Here is a 20556-nt window from a genome sequence, read left to right as displayed (position 1 = left end):
GATTTGAACTATTTTAACTATAAAAAAGAATTAAAACTATTAGAATATCAATTTCGTTTATATTTAACACCCAATTGATGTGAAATGAAAGTCCAACTAGAAAGTATAAATCCCAATTCCAAGAGTCCGTTCCGGTTGTTGCACGATCCCAAACTGAGTCATCTCTTCTATTGGCATTTTCACCCGGAACTGGAACTAGTTTATATTGAAGGAGCCGATGCCAAGCGACATGTAGGCGACCATATTTCCAACTTTACCGGGAGCGACCTAGTGCTCATTGGTTCCAATATCCCCCATTTGAATTTTGACCATGGTGTTACAACATCGTACCAAAAAGAGGTACTTCATATAAAACCCAGTTTTAAGGAAAACGTATTGAACGACTACCCGGAGCTCAAACAATTGGACCGACTATTAGATCTTTCCCGTTATGGTGTAGCTTTCTCAGGAAAGACCAAGGAGGAAGTGGGCGGGCTTATGAAAACCCTTCATGAACAGGAACCCTTTGACTTTTTTATGTCCGTGATGCACATCTTGAAACGTCTTTCGCAGAGTACCGAATTTCAACTATTACATAAAACACCTTATGTTAACCCCTTCAAAAACAAGGAACAAAAACGGGTGCGAAAGATATATGCCCTTATTGACGAACGATATCAAGAAAAGATAACCTTGGAGGAGGTTGCCGATGTTTGCGGACTGACCAAACCTGCTTTTTGCCGTTATTTCAAAAAGACCACAGGAAGCACCTTTGTTTCCTTTTTGAACCAGTACCGCATCAGTCAGGCAAAACGATTGTTGTTGATGGGGAAAAATGTGGGCGAAGCCTGTTTTGAATGTGGCTTTGAAAGCCTCTCCTATTTTAACCGAAGCTTTAAGAAAATTACGGGCGAAAATCCATCGGTGTTTAAAAAGGGATATAATCTTGACAGCTGAATGACATATCTTAACTAATGGAAAAATAAATACTATGCTCACCGACATCCATCCAAAGCTCCCCATGCGGGACAAGTCCATAACGCGTGAATACTATATCGAAAAATTGGGTTTTGAAAATTTAGGTACTTCCAATTACCCAGATTATTTGATGTTGGTCAAGGACAACATTCAAATCCATTTCTTTCTTTTCAAGAATCTGAATCCTTTGGAAAACTACGGTCAGGTCTATTTAAGATGTAATAATATAGATGGGTTTTACCAATCGCTGTTGGACCAGAAAGTGGCCATCCATCCCAACGGAAAATTGAAGTTAAAACCATGGGGGCAAAAGGAGTTTTCCCTTTTGGATCCAGACAATAACCTGTTGACGTTTGGTGAGACCATTTGATTCTTTTAAACAACTGTTTTTCAGTAATTTAAAATTGAAACAAAAAATCCCAACGGATCAATTTTAAATCTACCTTCGCGCGAAAAATCGATGACCTTACCGCAAAAAGTGAGCTTGGTGGAAAATTTGTTCCACCAACTTGATCAGGAAACGGCTGCTTTTCAAAATACGACAGCAATCAGATGTCTTTCCGGTTGTGGCAGATGTTGCACATATCCTGATATTGAGGCCTCTCCCTTAGAATTTCTACCATGGGCATTCCACCTGTTTTTGACCGGCGAGGCCGATAAAATGTTACAAACCCTTCGAGAACTTCAAACAACCATATGTGTAAATTATAAACCACTTTCAATTATAGACCAAGGGCATTGTAAGACCTACCGATATCGTGGACTTATTTGTCGTCTGTTTGGCTATGGCGCCAATACGGACAAATATGGCAAACTGCGCCTTGCCACGTGCAAGGTCATCAAAGAAGGACAGGCCGAAAACTTTGCTTCGGCCTCCGAAAAAATAACACAAGGTTTGTCAGTTCCCATCTTTACGGAATACTACATGCAACTCAACCAAATAGATTTCCGTCTGGGTAATATTATAGTGCCTGTCAATAAAGCACTACGCCTGGCCTTGGAAGAAGTAATGCAATACTTTGCCTATAGACCCTTGCCATTGTCCGACAAAGAATGCGTATAAACGCAATAGAATTAATCTTTGCTTTTATGGAGGTAAGCATAAGGATAAATTTAATTTACCTTGTCTCTATATTAATCCGGACACCAATTTTTTCCTCTTTTTACTTGTGAACAACGTTGGAGTCCCCAAAAAGATTTAGAAATGAACATTTATAAAGCCATCAAGGACGACCATGATATCCAACGGGAATTATGCTCCAAAATACTCAAGACTTCGGGAGATTCTGAGGAAAGAAGGGATATCTGGGAGGAATTGAAGAAGGAATTGGAAGTACATGAAGTCGCGGAAGAGCGATATTTTTATTCTCCATTGATAGATTCCGATAAGATGCAGGAAGATGCCAGGCACGGCATGGCAGAACACCATGAAATGGACGAGCTCATTGAAGAACTGGACGATACCGATATGAGTTCCCCTCATTGGCTGGCCACCATGCAAAAGTTAGCGGATAAGGTAGAGCACCATTTAAAGGATGAAGAAGAGGATTTCTTCAAGAAAGCAAAGGACATATACTCCACAGAAGAATCGGAGTCCCTCGCCAAAAGTTATGGGGATACTGTATCCCAATATAGAAAATCTTGGCCCGAAGCCATACCGGGAAAATAGAAGGTTAGTTGTTGTTTGTATAGAAAAAACCGCCAGAGGTTTGAATCTTTCTGGCGGTTTTATACCATTTCTAGTTTAGGAATGAACCAAAATTTGCACTGTTAATTATTTCTGTGCCAAAGCCGTGGAAATTACAAATAGCCAGGGTTCTTTGCAATTTTCACAAAGAATGAAGGCATAGGGGAAATAAACAAGTAAATTGGCTCATTTTTAAATTGGAAATGGTATTTAACAACTAACCAACCTAAATCTATTTTGTTCGCTTCCTCACCACATCCATGGTAGGATTGGAGGTCTTTGTTCTTTTCTTGGCGACGGCACCTTTACCCGTCTTTAAATACTGCTGATAGCCCCTGCCCTTAAATTCATAAATGGTTCCGCTATCTGGATGGTATAATTCTATGGTGCCATCATTTATTACATAAAGCTCAAAATAATCGTTACCGATAAAATCATAATCCAGAGTCAGGGTCTTTAGGGAAGTATCGTTGGCAACGTCATATACCTGATAATTCCCTTCATAATCCCAGTGCAGACTGCCCAAGGCCGTTCCCGGTGCATCGGCCGATGAACGAAACATATTAGGTAGAAATTGAAGAAAGTTCTCATCATCAAAATCGTTCAGTTCACCCTCCACACTTGTATAGGATTTTTCCCAAGCATCGTATTCCTGTATTAAGTAATCGATGTTGTCATTAAATAACTGGTCATAATCAAAATTACGAATTTGATAACCTCTAAGTATGTAAGATGTATCTGTTACTGGGCTATAAAACTCTAAGGTACTACTGTTTACGGCATACACCTCCATCAGCCAAAGTCCGTCTACATCATGGTCTATTTCAACCACGCCCCTATAGGTGTCGTAAAAACCGACATCGATTCCAAATCCGTTTCCGGTCTTTCCAAGCCCTACGATATTGTTGTTGGCGTAAAAAGTACCGCGGTCAAAACTTACGGTAAAGGCACGCTGAAGAAAAGGTACTTCCCCGTTCCCTCGCGTTTGATTGATATCCACGTACCAAAGATCATAAGACTGTAAAACCTGATCCGTATTAAAGGCCGATTCTTCAATATAGGCATCCTCTACAATGACATCCGCATAACAGGAAACCAACAGGGTGGCCATAAATGTATATCCAAAAAGTAATTTTATCGTTCTCATAAGCTTGCCTTTTAATAATACCTTTAAGAAAACAAGCACCGTGCCAAATTGACAAACCCTTTGATATACAGGGTCAAAAGCCTATTTATAATTTGGTAAATTAGCGACGTTAAATTCAGGGTATGAAGAAAGATGTAAAATTTGCGGTATTGGGCGGGGGTAGTTGGGCAACGGCCATCGTAAAGATGCTGACCGCGAATCAGGAAATGGTGGGCTGGTATATGCGGAACTCCGATGCCATTGGCTACCTAAAAATCCAGAAACACAATCCTAACTATCTTACTTCCGTTGAGTTTAAGACGGAACAGTTGTTTTTGACCGATGACATCAATGAAATTGTAAGCTATGCCGATGTGCTCATTTTTGCCATTCCTTCCGCATTTTTGATGCAGGAATTGGAGAAAATTAGCAAGCCCTTAGTGGACAAAATCATTTTTTCCGCCATTAAAGGTATTGTTCCGGAAACCGGTAAAATCGTTGGGGAACATTTCCATGATTCCTATAACATTCCCTTTGATAACATAGGGGTCATTACCGGGCCCTGCCATGCGGAGGAGGTGGCTATGGAACGACTATCCTACTTGACCATTGCCTGTGCCGATGCCAAAAAGGCGAAGTTGGTGGCCAAAAACCTGTCCAGTAACTACATCAAGACAAAGATTACCAAGGATATTATTGGTACGGAGTATGCCGCCATGCTCAAGAACATTTATGCCATTGCGGCCGGAATTGCCCATGGATTGGGCTATGGTGATAACTTTCAAAGTGTGTTGATGAGCAATGCGATTCGGGAAATGAAGCGCTATACCAAACGGATCCACAACATAGATCGAAACATTAACCAATCCGCTTATCTTGGAGATCTATTGGTGACCGGATATTCCACCTTCAGTAGAAACCGAATGTTCGGGAATATGATCGGCAAGGGATATACCGTAAAAAGTGCCCAAATGGAGATGAGCATGGTAGCCGAAGGCTATTACGCCACTAAAAGCGCCTACCAAATAAAGAACGATTTCAAAAAGAAGGTAAAGACTCCCATCATAGATGCGGTGTACGAGGTGCTGTACGAAAACAAAAATGCCAAGAAAGTTTTTGCCGCCTTAACGGAGCAGTTGGATTAAAGGCCCCCTAGCCCTCAAATAGAAATATTCTTACGAAGTTTAATGGTCGTTAGTTTAAAGAAACTAGTGTTGAAAAATAGTAAGTGCTGTGGTCTTTTACTTTTCCATTAATGCTATCTCAATTTCCTTTTCCACAGCTTTTGAGGGTTCTTTAATATTCGAGTTGATTATTTTACCATTCTTTCCAATAAGAATGTATCTGGGGATTGATTTGATATTATAGTTGTTACCAAATTCGGTTCTCATACCATTTTCAATGAACAGATTTTGCGCAAAATTTTTATTTTCCTTTTTTAAAAACGATTTCCATTTTTCTCTTGATGTATCAACTGAAACAAGTAGAATCTCTACACCTTCGTTGTTTTTATATTTATTGGCAAGTTCTAGTACTTTATCCCTATGTTGGATACAGGGACCGCACCAAGTGGCCCAAGTATCAATGAAGATTACTTTCCCAATTGAACCTTTTAAATCGAATTGATTGCCGAATTTATCTTCAGCCTGAAATGGATAGGCCAACTCCCCATTTTGTGAAGCGAAAAAAGAAGAGGATGACTGCTCAATAAGATGGTAATAAATGTTGCTCTTTTCAGCATTTAATGTTTGGGTCAAAACCACCGAGTTAAATAATTTTTCATGCTTATCCCAATATGAAGGCATCTCAATTAATGCTTTGATATAAATAGCTTTTAAAAAGTCGGCCAAATCCTTATTCTCTGTTTTTTCCTCAATAAATTTTAAAAAATCGGTAGTACTCTCTATCCCTTCATGTGTTCTTAAATACTCTACTTCATATTTATATAGGTAAATATCTGGCAGTGATTTTAATGTTTCAGATACTTTTGGAATGTCATCTATAAAATCAAAAAAACTATTCTTGACATCCAAGCCTTTTGAAATTCTACCTAACCAAAACAAAAAGGAATAAATACGAGCGTCATTTTGAAAACGAAGAATATTTGCAATTTCTTCGCTGTATTCGTCTCTATATAGATTTATGACCCTCTCTCTTTTTTGTCTAAAGCTTTCAAATAGAATAGGAATCGAATCAGTATTTTTTTTGTTAAAAATGAAAGAGCTATTATCATTAATAAATTCCAGATTGCTCTTCCATAGAAAATTAACCAAGGAATCCGCTATATTATTTGTCTTTATTATGGTATCTGGTGAAATGTAAATATTCAAATCTTTGTTTTGAGCTAATACCGTAAGGTACTGGGAACTTTTATTTTTAGTATGGATACTTGCCACAGTAGGTAAGCCTAACTCAACTCTTCGTTTACCTTGGAAATCGTAAATTTTGGCTAAAGAATTATTAGTTGTTAATTCCGAAATGTAAAGTGTATCATAATCAACATATGAGTCAACGTTAATATCAAAGCCGGAATTCTTTTGATTACAGCCATAGAATACAAATAAGACTAAAATCAATAGAAAATATTTTGATTTCATTAAGTATTCTTTAATGGTTTGCAAAAACGACTATATAAAAACTCAATTTCTATTCAAAGAAAAATCCGAATGCTCTTTGATCTCGTTTTCCAAGTTCTCCTTCCAAGCTTTTAGTTGTGCATCGTCCGAACCAAAAATCTTTTTGAATTCCTTTAGCACCGAGTCCATATACAGGGTGATACTCTCTATGTCAAAATAGAGCCTTCCCGTACGTCTAATAAAGAAATCCATGGGGTTCAGGACCATTTCGTTATGGATGCCAAACTCCAACTCGGCCAAAATAAGCTTGGTAGGATTGTCCTTTTCCGATCGTTTTTCGTACCGCTCCAAAATGGATTCCGTTTGTTCCCCATAATTCGTTACCAAAAACCAGGCATCGTGTTTTGAAAAACCATCGGGCTTGATACGTTCATAGACAGAATCGATATACTTTTTTACATGTTTGTATTTCTTAAAGGTGTCGTTTCCACAGAGTGAAATCTTGTCCGTAAAACACTTTTTAATCTCCGTATCATCTTCGGATTTTAATTTCTCAACGACCCTGTCAACGACACGTTCTGCCATTTTACGGTAACCCGTGAGTTTTCCCCCAGCTATGCTTATAAGTCCGGTATCCGATACAAATATTTCATCCTTCCTGGAGAGTTCGGAGGCCGATTTCCCTTCCTCATGAATCAAAGGCCTAAGGCCTGCCCAAGAGGACACGATATCATCCAGTTCCAGATTAATGTCCGGGAACATATTATTCACTGCCGAAATAAGGTAGATGGCATCGGCAATATCCGTACGCACTTTGTCCTTGTTGTCATTATAATTGGTATCCGTAGTACCTACATACGTAATTTTACCTCGGGGGATAGCGAACATCATTCGGCCATCGGGGATATCAAAATAAACGGATTGCTTCACGGGCAATTTCTCGTAGGGAAATACCAAATGGACCCCTTTGGTCAGATGCAATTGCTTACCTTTTTTGGAATTGTTGAGCACCCTGAGGTCATCTACCCAAGGGCCCGCAGCGCTGATTACGTAGTTGGACTTGATTTCAAAATCCGTCCCGCTTACCTCATCCCGTACTTTTACACCGGCCACTTTCTCGTTTTTATACAGAAAATCGGTTACCGTAGCATAGTTCATTGCCCTCGCCCCGAACATAAGGCTGGTCTTGATATTTTCTATGGTGAGCCTGGCATCGTCCGTTCTATATTCGGCATAATAACCAGCCCCATTCAATATCTTTTTGGGCAAAAGGGGCTCCAATTTTAGGGCCTCCTTTTTTTCCAACATTTGCCGTTTGTCATCCCCACTTACTTGGGCCAAAATATCGTAGACCTTTAGTCCTATGGACGTCAACCACTTACCATAAGAGCCATTCTCGATCAAGGGCAAAAGCATCTTTTCCGGTAATACCAAATGGGGTGCCAATTTATGGACGATGGCACGTTCAGACCCCACTTCCTTGACCAGCCAAAAATCGAACTGTTTTAAATAGCGTAAACCCCCATGAATCAGTTTGGTTGATTTGCTACTGGTACCTGATGCGAAATCGTTTTTCTCCAACAGGGCCACCTTCAAACCCCTGGAGGCGGCATCCAAGGCTATACCGGCCCCGGTAATCCCTCCTCCGATAATTACCAAATCAAAAAATTCCGTTTTTAACCGTTCAATATATTTCTCACGGTTTAAATTGGAAAACTGTATATGCTGCATAACTTTCTTTCTTCCTTAAAGATACTATGTAAGGCACCCGTATGTACGGCCTTACTTCTTAATTTAATGATAAATTAACAGGCCTATTCCTCTTCCCAAGCCTTGGATCGATCCACGGCCTTTTTCCATTGGGCATATAATCGTCTTCTTTTTGCCCGATCAAATTGAGGTTTGAAGATTCTGTTCATGGGCCTACTCTCATCGATATCGGACTGGGACCAAAGTCCCACCTGAATGCCCGCAAGAAAGGCGGCACCCATAGCAGTGGACTCTATCACTTCGGGGCGATGTACCTCGGTATCCAAAATATCGGCCTGAAACTGCATCAGATAGTTGTTGGCGCAGGCACCACCATCCACCCGTAAGTTCTTCAACTGTAGATCTGAGTCGTCCTCCATGGCCTTTAAAATATCCTTTGTCTGATAGGCAAGTGACTCCAAGGTCGCTTTGGCCAAGTGGGCCTTGCCCGTATCCCTCGTAAGTCCGAAAATCGCACCACGGGCATACATGTCCCAATGAGGTGCTCCAAGGCCGGCAAAGGCCGGTACCACGTACACCGAACTTTCCCCTTCAACAGATTTGGCAAGTGCCTCGGTTTCCTTGGCATCGGATATCAATTCCAAACCGTCACGCAGCCATTGTATGGCAGCCCCTGCAATGAAAATACTCCCCTCCAACGCGTAGTTCACCTTACCGTCCAAACCATAGGCAATGGTGGTCAACAATCCATTTTTGGAAAATTGGGGTTCCTCGCCAGTGTTCATCAGCATAAAACAGCCAGTCCCATAGGTGTTTTTTGCGGTTCCCTTTTTAAAACATCCCTGTCCGAACAAGGCTGCCTGTTGGTCCCCGGCAATCCCCGCTATGGGGATTTTAACTCCGTCAATTTCAAAATCCCCAAAATGGAATGCCGAGGGTTTTACTTCAGGCAACATGCTTTTTGGAATATTCATGGCACTTAATAGCCGATCGTCCCATTGTAGATTTACAATATCATACAAGAGGGTTCTTGATGCGTTGGTATAGTCCGTGAAATGGTTTTTGGTCGTGGTCATATTCCAGACCAGCCAGGAGTCGATTGTGCCGAACAACAGATCACCATTTTCCGCTTTCTTTTTGGCACCTTCCACATTGTCCAAAATCCATTTGACCTTGGTGCCCGAAAAATAGGAATCGATGACCAAGCCCGTAGTTTTTCGTACATGTTCGGTAAGTCCTTCTTTTTTTAGATGTTCGCAAATACCTGCCGTTCTTTTGTCCTGCCAAACTATGGCATTGTAAACGGGTTTGCCGGTATTTTTGTCCCATACCACGGCAGTTTCACGTTGGTTGGTTATACCGATGGCCTTCACATCGCCCAAATCGACCTTATTATTGGAAATCAGCTCCTTTAAAACGCCCAACTGGGTTTCCAGAATTTCAATGGCATCGTGCTCCACCCAGCCCGATTTAGGAAAAATCTGTTTGAACTCTTTCTGAACCATCCCCTGGATCCTCCCTTGCTCATCTACCAACAACGCACGAGAACTCGTCGTTCCCTGATCTAACGATATTATATATACTCCCATAAAATCAATTGAATTTAATTATGGCCTCTACGGCATGTTTGGAGAAAGATACTAGGATTTGGCCAGTTTTCAAAGGAAGGTAAAAGAGCGGTTTCTTTCACTAGACGGATTTCTCCCAAGAATATTCGCGTTCCACCTTACAAATTCGAACCGTGTAGTTTTGGTACCAGTCTTTTATTCCTTTGGATTGAGCAAGTACGTGTTCAGAATTTTTTCTCCAATTGGTAATGGCCTCCAGACTTTCCCAGTAGCTAACGGTTATGCCAATTTCCTCCCTAGCACTCTCTATGCCCAAATATCCGGGTTGGGTCTTGGCCAGGTCTTCCATGGTTTTTGCCATTTCAGAATAACCATGATCCCCTTCCGTGCGGATGGAAGTAAAGATAACGGCGTAATAGCTGGGTTTTTTCACATGTCTTAAATGGGGTTAAAAGATTAATTTTAACCATTTACTGTTGTACAGGTATTTAACATAAAATAACAAATCCCTCGATGAGGGTTTCATTTAGTGGATAAATTCCTTCTCCAAAAAATAATCGACAATAGCTTCCTTCATCAAAACGGCCTGTTCCCCGGCTTTTAAGGGAGGAAGACTCTCCTTGATCTTGTAATGGGGCCATCCGTCGTCATCAAAAAAATCAAATTCGTAATATCCATAGGGCTCCAATAACCTGCAGATGGCGATATGCATCAAATCTAGTTTATCATCCTTCTTATACTTTCTGTGATATTGCCCCAGCTCCTGTACACCTACAAGGTAAATGATGGCATCCAGTTCCAATGGGTCTCCATCAGAAAATCTATTGGACAATTTCTGTACCAATAGTTCCCATCGTTCCTTCAACAAAGTGTCCCTGGCCATATTATTTTTTATAAGATTCCTCTTGTAAATCAAAGTCATAAAGGTACTAATCTAAAGTTTTATATTTGTTCAAATTGCTGAAATGAATTTTTTGGACATTGTATTGGGTCTATTGCTTTTATGGGGTCTTTGGAAAGGTCTCAGCAATGGACTTTTATTAGAGATTGCCGCTATTCTGGCCCTTATTGCCGGTATTTATGGAGCTATCCATTTTTCGTATATCGCAGGTGATTATTTATCCCAAAGGATGGACTGGGATGAAAAGTTCATCAATATCGCATCCTTGATCATCACCTTTATCATCATCGTGCTGGTCGTGCATGTGCTAGGAAAAATTCTGACTAAAATCGTCGATATAGCCATGTTGGGCATCTTGAATAAACTGGCAGGAGCCCTTTTTGGTATACTAAAAGTAGCCGTAATCTTAGGAGCGCTTCTGGTTTTCATAGAGCGACTTAACGGCAATTTTGAATTGCCTAGCCAAGAAATGAAGACCAATTCCGTTCTGTACGTCCCTTTAATAGAGATTGGTACCTTCCTTTTTGATAATGTACTGCAAAGTAACATGACTGAATAACTCCCCTTTATCGACCAAAAACAACATACTCCCGACCAAATACATTTTCTCCCAAATTCTAGGCATTTGGTCGAAAAACAGATAGATTTTAACATGACCGAAATCTATTTTATTTAATATTACATTGTTGATTTCCCCAATCAACACGAGAACAGAACCCCTATCTTACTTTCCTACAAAGCTATCCTGAACGGCCTGCTTACAAAGAGAACACTATATGAAAATGAGATTGCTATTAGCTATCCCAGTGATGTTTGTTTTGCTTTTTTCGTGTACGGCAGAGCCATTACAGGACGACACCATCATTGCAGTAGCTGAAAACAACGTAATCCTGGAACAGGAGGTTCTGGCCGTTGTCAACGACCATAGGGCCTCGTTGGGCCTTAACCAACTCGAGTTCAGCGAAATCGCCTACAAGTATGCGAACAAGCACACGGACTACATGATTTCAAAAGGAAGCTTAAGCCATGACAATTTTAGCGCCAGGGCATCCAGTATTAACTCTGAAATAACCGTAAAGATGGTCGCCGAAAATGTGGCCAAGGAATATGATACGGCCATGGAAGCATTTGAGGGATGGTATCAAAGTAGCAGCCATAAAAAAACTATGGAGGGCGAATTTAGCCATACGGCGGTCAGTGTTAAAAGGAATGCCGAAGGTGATTACTACTACACACAGCTTTTCTACCAGGAATAGCTGCCTTCCAAAATCCTATAAACACGATACATTGACCAGTAAAGGCTATGTATGATCGGCAAAAAGAACATGTAATTGGTCGATAATCGTCGATTCTTCAAACTTTGTCGTATAATCGAATTTGTTGTTCAGCATACAGAGAAAATAAGGTTTTAGGATTCCTTTGAGGATACCTTTGTCCCATGGAATACAAAACCCCCGGAATGAGAACAATAACAAAAATATGCTATGTATTGGTCCTTGTGGCATTTCAATCCTGTTCAAAAGACGCATATGTAGAAATGGAAGAACAAAGCAATTTAAGCATATCCGTCGCCTCAAATATTCAAACGGCACAGGAAAACGAGCTGTTTGATTTGGTGAACGAACACAGATTATCGCTAGGTCTCAACGAACTTCAGTTTGAAAGTGTTTCCTACTATTATGCCAAGGAGCACACAAGGTATATGATCGATAAAGGACAGACAAGCCATGCGCACTTTGGACAAAGGGCCAAGAGCATATCGGATAAAACGGGGGCAAGCGATGTTTCTGAAAATGTGGCCAAGGATTATGACTCGGTAATGGAAGCATTTGAGGCTTGGTTGGACAGCCCAAACCATAGAAAAAATTTGGAAGGGGATTACACCCATTCCGCTTTGAGTATCCTCCCTGACGAAGAAGGGGAGCTATACTTCACACAAATTTTTGTTAGATAAGGTTATTATTGATTTGATTTTGCCATGGAACCCTTGCACGTGCGAGGGTTTTTTTATGCCTACCACGATTAAGTAAGACACTTTTTTTACCTTTAGAAAAATAATGATCATGGGTATAAAACCTCCTTTTAACCTTAATCAATGGATCGAGGAAAATAGACAAAACTTAAAACCCCCGGTGGGCAATAAAAATCTTTACAAGGATGCAGGTGATTACATTGTCATGGTAGTGGCGGGCCCAAATGCCAGAAAGGATTACCACTACAATGAAACCGAGGAGCTTTTTTATCAGTTAGAAGGACATATTGAAGTCCATATACAGGAGGATGGTCAGAAAAAGACCATGAAACTAGGTCCTGGCGACATGTATCTACATCCGGCCAAGATTCCACATTCGCCTGTTAGGCTTGAAGATTCCATTGGACTTGTTATAGAACGAAAACGGGCGGATATGAACGTTGATGACGGTTTATTGTGGTTTTGTGATAATTGTAACCATAAACTCTATGAAGCCTATTTTACCTTGCATGACATAGAGAAAGACTTTTTGGCCCACTTTAAGCATTTCTATAGTTCCGAAGCGTTAAGAACCTGTGATAAGTGCGGTACCGTAATGCCCGTGGATGAACGATTTATGGCCAAGGAAGAGTAATGGTATTGGTTGCCCAAATAATCACCTTTCTAGTGGCGCTTTTGCACTGTTACTTTCTTTGGCTGGAAATGTTCGCTTGGACTACCAAGGCCAGAAACGTCTTCAGGAATTTTCCTTCGGATTTGTTCGAACCCACAAAAAGTATGGCGGCCAATCAGGGTTTGTACAATAGCTTCTTGGCCGCAGGCCTTTTTTGGTCCTTGGTCATTGCCTCTCCTATTTGGTCCGTCAATGTCGCTCTCTTCTTTTTGGCCTGTGTGCTAATCGCCGGGCTATATGGGGCCCTCACCGTTTCCAAAAAGATATTTTATGTTCAGGGACTTCCGGCCTTGTTGGGAATTATCGTATGGTGCCTGGTGAAGTTTGGTTTGTAAAGAGCAAACTATTCTTTGTACTTTTGTTTAAATATAACAATAGAGGTTAAAAAAGTTATAAATGTCAGAAATAGCGAAACAATTTGGTATAGACGATGCCCTAACTGCCCTAGGCATCAAAGAGATTAACAACGGCTCATCCACGGGTGTGGAAAATTTTGCTTCAGGAAGTGAAATAGCATCTTATTCACCCGTTGACGGGTCATTGATAGCCAAGGTTACTTCAACATCCAAAGAGGACTATGAAAAGGTCATGGAAAAGGCAACGGAGGCGTTTAAATTTTGGAGAAAAATGCCCGCACCGCAGCGTGGGGAAATTGTACGTCAATTTGGCAACAGACTTCGGGAATTGAAGGAGCCCCTTGGAAAACTGGTATCCTATGAAATGGGCAAGAGCTACCAAGAAGGCTTGGGTGAAGTTCAGGAGATGATAGACATCTGTGATTTTGCGGTGGGACTTTCCAGACAGCTTCACGGTCTTACAATGCATTCGGAAAGGCCTGGCCATAGAATGTACGAACAGTACCATGCGCTAGGGGTCGTAGGTATTATTTCGGCCTTCAATTTTCCTGTGGCAGTTTGGTCTTGGAACACGGCACTGGCGTGGGTATGTGGCGATGTGTGCGTATGGAAACCATCGGAAAAAACACCTTTATGCGGGATTGCCTGTCAGAATATTGCCGCTTCGGTCTTTAAGGAGAATAAGCTCCCAGAAGGTATTTCCTGTCTCATCAACGGGGATTATAAAGTGGGCGAGTTGATGACACAGGACCAAAGAATACCCTTGGTTTCGGCAACGGGGTCCATCCGAATGGGAAAAATAGTGGCACAAGCTGTCGCTGCCAGATTGGGTAAATCCCTCTTGGAATTGGGTGGAAACAATGCTATTATCGTAACACCCGATGCCGATATCAAGATGACGGTAATAGGGGCTGTTTTTGGGGCCGTAGGTACCGCCGGTCAGCGCTGTACCTCCACACGAAGACTGATTATCCATGAATCCATATATGACACCGTAAAAGATGCCTTGGTCTCCGCGTACAAACAATTGCGCATAGGCAACCCCTTGGATGAAAACAACCATGTAGGTCCACTTATCGATACGGATGCCGTGGCCCTTTATTCCAAAGCCTTGGACAAGGTGGTGCAAGAAGGTGGCAAGGTCATTGTGGAAGGTGGCGTTCTTGAAGGCAAAGGCTACGAAAGTGGTTGTTATGTAAGGCCGGCCATCGCAGAGGCGAAGAACGATTTTGAAATCGTGCAACATGAAACGTTCGCGCCCGTACTATATTTACTGAAATATAACGGGGATGTTGAAAACGCGATAGCACTACAGAATGGTGTCGTTCAAGGCCTTTCGTCGGCCATAATGACCAATAATTTACGGGAAGCGGAGAAATTCCTGTCCGTTGCAGGAAGTGATTGCGGTATCGCCAACGTAAATATTGGAACCTCCGGTGCCGAAATTGGTGGCGCCTTTGGTGGGGAAAAAGAAACTGGGGGCGGCAGGGAAAGCGGTTCCGATGCCTGGAAAATCTACATGAGAAGACAGACCAATACCATTAATTACACCACGGAACTACCGCTAGCCCAAGGCATAAAATTTGATTTGTAGATCATTCCACAACAATAAAGGCGGACTACGATTTTGAACAATTTTAGGCCGCTTTTTGGTTGGGGCCATTAGATGACCAACTGCCTTGAAGTATGGTCTGGATACCCAATATCACGAACATACACAGGATTTTTAGAACTTCAATCATTCCCTTTTTTAGCCTTTTCATGCGTTTAAAATAAGGTTAACAGCTTGATTTTTAAATACTTTCTTTAATAGAAGTATTTATCTTATCATTATCAATCCCTCGATGAGGGTTCATTTTTTTTATTTTATAGTTTTTCATAGGTCAATCTAATTCGCCCTACCGATGACTATAAGGACATCTTGGTCAGTATCAAGACTTGTTATGGCTCATTACATACTGCTCTCTTTATTCAATTCAAAATAATGGATTTAGCCAAGGATAGGAAGGAGCATTGTATGATTGGAATTATTTCATGTATGGTTTGATAGACCTACCCTATTTCACATAAAAAAGCCCCAAAACTGTTATAAGCATGGGGCCTTTTACTTAAACCAACTAACTCAAATATTGAAACTGACTATTACAATGCCAAAACCTTGTTGGGAGTAATAGCGACCATATTATTTGTACTTGTAAGTTCTTGAAAAAAGATTTTTGGTGAAAACCGATTTATACCAATGTATACCCCAAGTGTACAAATGGGAAAAATACCTGTGTAAATGGAAATCCGCTTATTGTTGATTACTAGGCATTAAGGATTAAAAAACCCATAAAAATTAAGATTTTTTTAATACATTGGTACCAAACACTAAACTATCATGAACTATGAGTAAAACGACAACCAACCTATTGTTGATGTTGATTACCATTATTGCCGGCACCTATTTCTATATTAATCATTGTAATGAATGTGGGACCACAGCAGTAGAGGAACCGCCTATTGAAACGGCTATTCCAAAAGAAGTGGCATCAACATCCTATCCTTTTGCCTTTAGCGACGGCAATTTTTCCTATGAAATCAACGACAATTACAATTTCAATGTTTCCTCACCAAGTATTTTGATGCCGTTGGCCAATGGGATTGGAACGGGAATTGGCCAGTTGCAGAATTATTTTTCTGAGAATACCGGTAAGGTCATCAATGTGATTGGCTATTATTCGAGTGAAGAGGAGAACAACACGGCATATCCTAATTTAGGCCTGGCCAGGGCGAATGCAGTTAAAAACCATTTGGTGGACCAAGGTATTCCATCAGTACATATCAATACCCAAAGTGAATTGAGGGGTGAAATGGTTCCCAAAGACGGCATTTATTATGGGCCTGTCGCCTATACTATAGACATCAAATCTGAGACGGCTGATGAAGAACTTTCGGCCTTATACGATAAAATCAATGCCGATCCCTTGATCCTCTATTTCAATACAGCCGAAGCCTCCATCAGCCTAGATGCGGAACAGCGTCAAAAAGTAGCCGATATTTCCAGGTACATCGATAAAGTACCCGAAGCCACCGTAAGCATTACCGGACATACCGATAATACCGGATTGGCCGCGACCAACATGAAACTTGGACTGGACCGGGCCAATTTTGCGAAAGACTATTTGATTGATAATGGCATATCGGCAGAAAAAATAAGGACCTTCTCCAAAGGACAAACGGAACCCATTGCCGATAATTCCACCGAAGAAGGAAAGGCCAAAAACCGAAGAACGGTAGTAACCCTAAACAAATAAACTAACTAACTAACTATTAATACTTTATAAAAATGAATTTTGAAACTATGAATATCTGGTGCTGGCTCATACCTTTGTTGGTAGGCGCAATCTGTGGAATATTGGGATACCTAATTGGGAAATCCGGAAATACAACTATAGATAATTCCGCTGAGATAAAAATCCTTGAGGATAAAAATGCCAAGCTAAGATCCGAACTCGACGCATGTAATAAAAAAGCTGCTTCGGCCACCAATTTAGGGGCCTCTGCCGCCTCCTTCGCTGCAGGTGCCGCGTTAGCTTCCATACCTTTTGATGCCGATGCTGCCAGAGCGATTTTTGGGAAACAGATCAAACAGGATGACCTCAAAGTGGTGGAAGGAATAGGGCCCAAAATTGAGGGCATGTTCAAGGACGCGGGCATTAAAACATGGAAGGCCCTCTCCGAAGCGTCCGTGGCGGATTGTCAAAAAGTATTGGACGGTGGCGGAAAACGCTATCAGGTACATGACCCGGCTTCTTGGCCCATGCAAGCTAAGATGTGCTATGAAGGTAAGTGGAAGGAGCTATTCAAGTGGCAGGAAGAGCATAAACATGGTAAATTATAATGACCAAACCAACCTAATGAAAAACCCCAACCGAATCGGTTGGGGTTTTTTAATTGGCACCGCCAAAGGGCTTAATACTCAGAGGCTTTCCTCGAAATTAAAATGTCGTTTCCTACGAATGACTCGTGGGCTTGCCCCTAGGTAGTTTACTTTTTATTATCCATTATAAAGCTCCATTTGCCTCTACCCACTTAAAGTGGTATTGGTCCTGAGGAAATTTCATGCGTTCCGCAATACGCTCCAAACGGGCAGGTAGGCTTATAAGATAGTCCCTTGCCTTTTCGGCCTCTTCATTTAGGGAACGAACCGATTCTAATTCCCAAAATGCGTTTAATTTTCTGAGGATATCCACGTAATCCTGGGCCGTATAAACACCCAAACGCTGGGCACAATTGGAAAAATTCTCGAACGCCGTACCAATAGTTCCGCCAGATTCCCTCAAAAAATGGGCGGGCATTACTATTTTTTTCTTCATCATATCGGCAAAAGCCAACATCATTCCAGAGGGGTCCTCACCAAAAATCGCTTTCACAAATTCCCTGTAGGCCAAATGGTGCCGCATCTCATCCCCTGCAATAATGGTACACATCTTTCCCAATAAGGCGTTTCCCTGCTTTTTAGCCATTTGCCCTACTCGCTTGTGGGAAATATTGGTGGCCAATTCCTGAAAGGATGTATACACAAAGTTCTTGTACGGATCCCTATCCGTCCCAATGTCAAAGCCATCGGTCAATAGATGCTGCGTGGTGATTTCTATTTCCCGCATATTTACCCTTCCGGATAAATACAAGTATTTATTCAATACATCGCCATGTCTATTTTCCTCTCCCGTCCATGCGCGCACCCATTTGGCCCAGCCATTGGTCTTAAAATCCCCATGTTGGTCAATGCCCACTACGTCCATCAACCAAGATTCATAGGTAGGCAGCGCTTCCTCCGTAATCGTATCTGCCACCATGGTTACCCAAAAGTCATATCCCAATTCCTTCGATTCCTCCCTAATCTCCTTGACTTTCTCCAAGAATCCTTCTTCTTCGGAATCAGGCAAAAAATCACTGGGTTGCCATATCTTTTCAATAGGAACTAGAAAAGTGTCCATAAAACCAGCGACTTTAGGCTCCAATGCCTGCATTACTTCCAATCGAATATTTTTCTCCGCCATGTTTTATTTTTTATCAAATTTCGTCAATAATATAATGATTTACCGTTAAAATCAAATTCATTTTCCGTTTCGACCCTTTTCGCCCGGATAATAGGTATGGACAGGATCGCTCTGCCAAAATTCCTTTGTATGGATATCCAGCGCTGTCAACGGTCCTTTGAAGGCGGCGCCTGTATCTATATTCCAAACATTTGCTCCATTCTGAGGTGTGGTCTTGCCCATTCTGGTCACAGGCGTATGACCGATATAAATTTCCTCATAATGAACGAGCCTTTGCGGGTAACGCTCGTGATTTTTGTCCAAATCAGGATTCAGGGAAAGGGCTAATTCCCATAGGGTCCGGTCCCAATAAAAAGATTTGGTAAAGTATTCATGGTCGATACCCTTTAAGTGGGTAAAGCCTGCATGAAGAAAAAGTTTGTTGTCCTCGTTTAAATGATAGTTCTCCAAACTTTCGTAGAACGAAATATGTGTTTTTTTGGTCCGGTCATCCGCTTTGGCATAAGACTCCGCAGTAGCCCTACCCCCGTGCATGAACCAGGTTGGGTTATCCCTTCCCTCCGTAAGCCATTCATAACAGAGTTCGTCATGATTTCCTCGGAGAAAAATGCAGTTATGTGTTTTTCTTAATTCTAATAAAAAATCAACGGTAGCGACGGCATCGCTCCACGCATCTATATAATCGCCCAAAAAAATCAAGGTGTCTTTCCGAGTGACCTTTGCCCTGACCAATAAATCCTTTAACGCCCTTAATCCAGAATGGATATCCCCAATAACGAGGGTTCTTTGTAATGTCATTTTGCAAAAATCGCAAATACTGCAATCAACACAAGGATAAAGAGCACTAAAAAGAAAATTTTCCAAAAGGAATACGGCCTGCTTCCACTCACCGTGCCGGTTTGCCCATTGATATAAAAATTGTACTCGGTACCTGAATAACGATATGAACTGATGTAAATAGGTAATAATACATGTTTGAAAGTTTCTTTCGAAAGCTTGATATCCGCATGGGCAATGCGTTGTGTATCCCCTCCAATATCCCTTCTAATCCAATTATAGGCGATGTTCTTGGCTTCTTGAAAGGATTGATGGTGTCCTTCCTTGAGGGATACCGAATATTTTTCGGTTACAAATCCCGATAAATACTTGCTATTGAAAACGACCAGGTCCTTCAAGTTCCAAAAGGCTACTTTTTGGGGAATATCCTTTCTTTTCCGTTGGGATGCATTGATCAGAATATCGTCCACAAAACCATTCACCGTACCCGAAGCATAGGTCCAGCGGGTCTTTCGTACCTGACGCGTCCGCTTTCCCTTATTGCTATTATAGGTCTGGGTCTCATAATAATAATCGCCCCGTTGACCTTGGTAGGAGGCATATAGGTTGGCATCAAAGGTCCAGTAAGGGACATATAATCCATGCAAGCCTTCCGGGTCGAGTGCCGCCCTTTTGAATTTGTTTGGTGCAAACCAAAGACTACCCACCCATGTCTTAAAGATACTTCGGGCCTTTTTTGCGTCCAGTTGAAAGGGAACCAAGGCTCCTGGCGTAATCCACCCCTCCACTTCAACATCCTCCCGGATCAAGGGTTCCCCGCAATAGACACAGTCAAGCGATTTATAATTTTCCTCTACATGCTGGTTGGCCCCACAATTTTTGCAATGAAGCAGTTCAATGGTTTCAGTGTAGGCATTTTCCCCAACAACTTTTAGGTAATGGGCCAATTCCAGTTCCTCAAAACTGCTTTTCGATTGTTCAATGAACTCCTCATAACCACAATATTCACAGGTAAGCTGGTGGGAACCCGGCTTAAATTTCAGTTCCGCACCACAGTTGGCGCATGCCTTTTTGAGTTCTGACTGCCGAATATCTTCCATAGAAATTGTTTCACTAAAACTTTTAAGTGAAACCTTTATTGAAGGGTTTATTAATACAATCAATATACCTCTATCAAGGTATATATCAATAATGAATCATTTGTTTGG

23 protein-coding genes are annotated in these 20556 nt (G+C 41.4%); 13 read left to right on the top strand and 10 right to left on the bottom strand.

Features of this window, described 5'->3' with window-relative positions; all coding sequences use genetic code 11:
* Positions 1–84: 84 nt before the first annotated feature.
* The 4 genes from FEK29_RS02600 (at position 85) to FEK29_RS02585 (ending at position 2626) form a co-directional block, all read left to right on the top strand.
* The gene (locus tag FEK29_RS02600) at positions 85–936 is read left to right on the top strand and encodes an AraC family transcriptional regulator (protein ID WP_138256834.1); all 852 of its coding nucleotides are present in this window, start codon (positions 85–87) and stop codon (positions 934–936) included.
* Positions 937–970: 34 nt separating this feature from the next.
* A complete protein-coding gene (locus tag FEK29_RS02595) occupies positions 971–1327 on the top strand; it encodes a bleomycin resistance protein (protein ID WP_138256833.1) in 357 nt (118 codons plus the stop codon).
* A gap of 90 nt (positions 1328–1417) precedes the next feature.
* Positions 1418–2020 carry a YkgJ family cysteine cluster protein gene (locus FEK29_RS02590; RefSeq protein ID WP_138256832.1) on the top strand — a complete coding sequence of 201 codons (603 nt, stop codon included), beginning with the start codon at positions 1418–1420 and terminating at the stop codon, positions 2018–2020.
* Positions 2021–2161: 141 nt separating this feature from the next.
* On the top strand, positions 2162–2626 hold the full coding sequence (locus FEK29_RS02585; RefSeq protein WP_138256831.1) for a hemerythrin domain-containing protein: 465 nt from the start codon (positions 2162–2164) through the stop codon (positions 2624–2626).
* 250 nt (positions 2627–2876) lie between these two features.
* Here the strand turns inward: FEK29_RS02585 and FEK29_RS02580 are convergent, their stop codons facing one another.
* Positions 2877–3791: a nicotinic acid mononucleotide adenyltransferase gene (locus tag FEK29_RS02580; RefSeq protein WP_138256830.1), complete on the bottom strand. Its 915-nt coding sequence runs from the start codon at positions 3789–3791 to the stop codon at positions 2877–2879.
* 122 nt (positions 3792–3913) lie between these two features.
* Between FEK29_RS02580 and FEK29_RS02575 the strand changes: the two genes are divergently transcribed.
* Positions 3914–4915, top strand: a complete 1002-nt coding sequence (locus FEK29_RS02575; protein WP_138256829.1) for an NAD(P)H-dependent glycerol-3-phosphate dehydrogenase — start codon at positions 3914–3916, stop codon at positions 4913–4915.
* Between the two features lie 96 nt (positions 4916–5011).
* Here FEK29_RS02575 and FEK29_RS02570 read toward each other — a convergent pair whose 3' ends face one another.
* The 5 genes from FEK29_RS02570 to FEK29_RS02550 all read right to left on the bottom strand — a co-directional run bounded on the left by FEK29_RS02570 (position 5012) and on the right by FEK29_RS02550 (position 10507).
* A complete protein-coding gene (locus tag FEK29_RS02570) occupies positions 5012–6367 on the bottom strand; it encodes a TlpA family protein disulfide reductase (protein WP_138256828.1) in 1356 nt (451 codons plus the stop codon).
* 42 nt (positions 6368–6409) lie between these two features.
* The gene (locus tag FEK29_RS02565; RefSeq protein WP_138256827.1) at positions 6410–8077 is read right to left on the bottom strand and encodes a glycerol-3-phosphate dehydrogenase/oxidase; all 1668 of its coding nucleotides are present in this window, start codon (positions 8075–8077) and stop codon (positions 6410–6412) included.
* Positions 8078–8160: 83 nt separating this feature from the next.
* Entirely contained in the window at positions 8161–9645 is a 1485-nt protein-coding gene (gene glpK / locus FEK29_RS02560) for a glycerol kinase GlpK (RefSeq protein WP_138256826.1), read from the bottom strand.
* Positions 9646–9745: 100 nt separating this feature from the next.
* A complete protein-coding gene (locus tag FEK29_RS02555) occupies positions 9746–10057 on the bottom strand; it encodes an antibiotic biosynthesis monooxygenase family protein (RefSeq protein ID WP_138256825.1) in 312 nt (103 codons plus the stop codon).
* A gap of 93 nt (positions 10058–10150) precedes the next feature.
* Positions 10151–10507, bottom strand: coding sequence for a hypothetical protein (locus FEK29_RS02550; protein WP_138256824.1), 357 nt, complete (start codon positions 10505–10507; stop codon positions 10151–10153).
* Positions 10508–10589: 82 nt separating this feature from the next.
* On the opposite strand from FEK29_RS02550, the gene FEK29_RS02545 reads away from it, so the two are divergent.
* The 6 genes from FEK29_RS02545 (at position 10590) to amaB (ending at position 15120) form a co-directional block, all read left to right on the top strand.
* Complete coding sequence (locus FEK29_RS02545; protein ID WP_138256823.1) at positions 10590–11084, top strand: CvpA family protein; 495 nt, start codon at positions 10590–10592, stop codon at positions 11082–11084.
* 223 nt (positions 11085–11307) lie between these two features.
* Positions 11308–11781, top strand: a complete 474-nt coding sequence (locus FEK29_RS02540) for a CAP domain-containing protein (RefSeq protein WP_240042641.1) — start codon at positions 11308–11310, stop codon at positions 11779–11781.
* A 203-nt stretch (positions 11782–11984) separates the two neighbouring features.
* Positions 11985–12479, top strand: coding sequence for a CAP domain-containing protein (locus tag FEK29_RS02535; RefSeq protein WP_161595302.1), 495 nt, complete (start codon positions 11985–11987; stop codon positions 12477–12479).
* A 109-nt stretch (positions 12480–12588) separates the two neighbouring features.
* On the top strand, positions 12589–13131 hold the full coding sequence (locus FEK29_RS02530; protein WP_138256820.1) for a 3-hydroxyanthranilate 3,4-dioxygenase: 543 nt from the start codon (positions 12589–12591) through the stop codon (positions 13129–13131).
* The gene (locus FEK29_RS02525; RefSeq protein ID WP_138256819.1) at positions 13131–13505 is read left to right on the top strand and encodes a DUF1304 domain-containing protein; all 375 of its coding nucleotides are present in this window, start codon (positions 13131–13133) and stop codon (positions 13503–13505) included. The genes FEK29_RS02530 and FEK29_RS02525 overlap by 1 nt, the downstream gene beginning before the upstream one ends.
* A gap of 61 nt (positions 13506–13566) precedes the next feature.
* Entirely contained in the window at positions 13567–15120 is a 1554-nt protein-coding gene (amaB, locus tag FEK29_RS02520) for an L-piperidine-6-carboxylate dehydrogenase (RefSeq protein ID WP_138256818.1), read from the top strand.
* 43 nt (positions 15121–15163) lie between these two features.
* Here amaB and FEK29_RS18150 read toward each other — a convergent pair whose 3' ends face one another.
* Positions 15164–15289 carry a hypothetical protein gene (locus FEK29_RS18150; protein WP_262710121.1) on the bottom strand — a complete coding sequence of 42 codons (126 nt, stop codon included), beginning with the start codon at positions 15287–15289 and terminating at the stop codon, positions 15164–15166.
* Positions 15290–15913: 624 nt separating this feature from the next.
* Here FEK29_RS18150 and FEK29_RS02515 point away from each other — a divergent pair.
* Both FEK29_RS02515 and FEK29_RS02510 read left to right on the top strand, forming a co-directional pair.
* Entirely contained in the window at positions 15914–16822 is a 909-nt protein-coding gene (locus FEK29_RS02515) for an OmpA family protein (protein ID WP_138256817.1), read from the top strand.
* A gap of 32 nt (positions 16823–16854) precedes the next feature.
* Positions 16855–17409, top strand: a complete 555-nt coding sequence (locus FEK29_RS02510; RefSeq protein ID WP_138256816.1) for a hypothetical protein — start codon at positions 16855–16857, stop codon at positions 17407–17409.
* A 163-nt stretch (positions 17410–17572) separates the two neighbouring features.
* Here the strand turns inward: FEK29_RS02510 and FEK29_RS02505 are convergent, their stop codons facing one another.
* Genes FEK29_RS02505 through FEK29_RS02495 form a run of 3 tightly spaced genes read right to left on the bottom strand, consistent with a single transcriptional unit; the run spans position 17573 to position 20448 of the window.
* Positions 17573–18571: an acyl-ACP desaturase gene (locus tag FEK29_RS02505; RefSeq protein ID WP_138256815.1), complete on the bottom strand. Its 999-nt coding sequence runs from the start codon at positions 18569–18571 to the stop codon at positions 17573–17575.
* Between the two features lie 57 nt (positions 18572–18628).
* The gene (locus FEK29_RS02500) at positions 18629–19369 is read right to left on the bottom strand and encodes a metallophosphoesterase (RefSeq protein ID WP_138256814.1); all 741 of its coding nucleotides are present in this window, start codon (positions 19367–19369) and stop codon (positions 18629–18631) included.
* Complete coding sequence (locus FEK29_RS02495; RefSeq protein ID WP_138256813.1) at positions 19366–20448, bottom strand: DNA helicase PriA; 1083 nt, start codon at positions 20446–20448, stop codon at positions 19366–19368. The genes FEK29_RS02500 and FEK29_RS02495 overlap by 4 nt, the downstream gene beginning before the upstream one ends.
* Between the last annotated feature and the right edge of the window lie 108 nt (positions 20449–20556).

Source organism: Maribacter aurantiacus, assembly GCF_005780245.1.
Classification (GTDB): Bacteria; Bacteroidota; Bacteroidia; order Flavobacteriales; family Flavobacteriaceae; genus Maribacter; species Maribacter flavus.
Note: the sequence above shows the minus strand (reverse complement) of the source record. Positions and strands in the feature narration are given on the sequence as shown.

Coding starts and splice junctions, on each gene's coding strand:
- FEK29_RS02600 (WP_138256834.1), top strand. CDS start 85: ATGAAAGTCCAACTAGAAAGTATAAATCCCAATTCCAAGAGTCCGTTC.
- FEK29_RS02595 (WP_138256833.1), top strand. CDS start 971: ATGCTCACCGACATCCATCCAAAGCTCCCCATGCGGGACAAGTCCATA.
- FEK29_RS02590 (WP_138256832.1), top strand. CDS start 1,418: ATGACCTTACCGCAAAAAGTGAGCTTGGTGGAAAATTTGTTCCACCAA.
- FEK29_RS02585 (WP_138256831.1), top strand. CDS start 2,162: ATGAACATTTATAAAGCCATCAAGGACGACCATGATATCCAACGGGAA.
- FEK29_RS02580 (WP_138256830.1), bottom strand. CDS start 3,791: ATGAGAACGATAAAATTACTTTTTGGATATACATTTATGGCCACCCTG.
- FEK29_RS02575 (WP_138256829.1), top strand. CDS start 3,914: ATGAAGAAAGATGTAAAATTTGCGGTATTGGGCGGGGGTAGTTGGGCA.
- FEK29_RS02570 (WP_138256828.1), bottom strand. CDS start 6,367: ATGAAATCAAAATATTTTCTATTGATTTTAGTCTTATTTGTATTCTAT.
- FEK29_RS02565 (WP_138256827.1), bottom strand. CDS start 8,077: ATGCAGCATATACAGTTTTCCAATTTAAACCGTGAGAAATATATTGAA.
- glpK (WP_138256826.1), bottom strand. CDS start 9,645: ATGGGAGTATATATAATATCGTTAGATCAGGGAACGACGAGTTCTCGT.
- FEK29_RS02550 (WP_138256824.1), bottom strand. CDS start 10,507: ATGGCCAGGGACACTTTGTTGAAGGAACGATGGGAACTATTGGTACAG.
- FEK29_RS02545 (WP_138256823.1), top strand. CDS start 10,590: ATGAATTTTTTGGACATTGTATTGGGTCTATTGCTTTTATGGGGTCTT.
- FEK29_RS02540 (WP_240042641.1), top strand. CDS start 11,308: ATGAGATTGCTATTAGCTATCCCAGTGATGTTTGTTTTGCTTTTTTCG.
- FEK29_RS02535 (WP_161595302.1), top strand. CDS start 11,985: ATGAGAACAATAACAAAAATATGCTATGTATTGGTCCTTGTGGCATTT.
- FEK29_RS02530 (WP_138256820.1), top strand. CDS start 12,589: ATGGGTATAAAACCTCCTTTTAACCTTAATCAATGGATCGAGGAAAAT.
- FEK29_RS02525 (WP_138256819.1), top strand. CDS start 13,131: ATGGTATTGGTTGCCCAAATAATCACCTTTCTAGTGGCGCTTTTGCAC.
- amaB (WP_138256818.1), top strand. CDS start 13,567: ATGTCAGAAATAGCGAAACAATTTGGTATAGACGATGCCCTAACTGCC.
- FEK29_RS18150 (WP_262710121.1), bottom strand. CDS start 15,289: ATGAAAAGGCTAAAAAAGGGAATGATTGAAGTTCTAAAAATCCTGTGT.
- FEK29_RS02515 (WP_138256817.1), top strand. CDS start 15,914: ATGAGTAAAACGACAACCAACCTATTGTTGATGTTGATTACCATTATT.
- FEK29_RS02510 (WP_138256816.1), top strand. CDS start 16,855: ATGAATTTTGAAACTATGAATATCTGGTGCTGGCTCATACCTTTGTTG.
- FEK29_RS02505 (WP_138256815.1), bottom strand. CDS start 18,571: ATGGCGGAGAAAAATATTCGATTGGAAGTAATGCAGGCATTGGAGCCT.
- FEK29_RS02500 (WP_138256814.1), bottom strand. CDS start 19,369: ATGACATTACAAAGAACCCTCGTTATTGGGGATATCCATTCTGGATTA.
- FEK29_RS02495 (WP_138256813.1), bottom strand. CDS start 20,448: ATGGAAGATATTCGGCAGTCAGAACTCAAAAAGGCATGCGCCAACTGT.